Origin of the sequence: Streptomyces sp. SID13726, assembly GCF_010548375.1 — a bacterium.
Lineage (GTDB): Bacteria > Actinomycetota > Actinomycetes > Streptomycetales > Streptomycetaceae > Streptomyces.
The window spans coordinates 1-497 of record NZ_JAAGLY010000291.1 but is presented as its reverse complement, the minus strand read 5'-3'; the positions used below and the strand labels follow the sequence as shown (position 1 = coordinate 497).

Sequence of the window (497 nt, the reverse complement as noted above, 5' to 3'; positions counted from 1 at the left end):
GCCTCATCACCGCCAACGCCTCGGTCGCGCTCAGCGCCGGCACGACGACGCACCTGCTCGCGGCCCGCATCGCCGCGGACCCCGCGCTGCGCCCCCTGACGGTCGTCACGAACTCGCTCCCGGTCGCCGAGATCCTGCACCGGGCGAACGACCCGCGCCTGGAGACGATCCTCACCGGCGGCAGCCGCACCCCGTCCGACGCGCTCGTCGGCCCGCTCGCCGAGGCCGCGCTCGCGGGCCTGCGCGTCGACCTCGCGTTCGTCGGCGCGCACGGCGTGGACCCGGAGATCGGCCTCACGACGCCGAACCTGGACGAGGCCGCGACCAACCGCGCGCTCATCGAGTCCGCGGGCCGCACCGTCGTCCTCGCGGACCACACGAAGTGGCACACGACCGGGTTGCGCGTCTTCGCGACGTTCGCCGACGTGGATGTCCTCATCACCGACGCCGGGCTCGCCGAGGACCAGCGTGCGCGGGTCCAGGACCTCGTCGAGCAG

Annotated in this window: 1 pseudogene; it reads left to right on the top strand. The window is 74.6% G+C overall.

Annotated features, from left to right (window positions below):
• Positions 1-497: pseudogene (locus G3I78_RS47695) on the top strand (DeoR family transcriptional regulator); the annotation flags it as partial.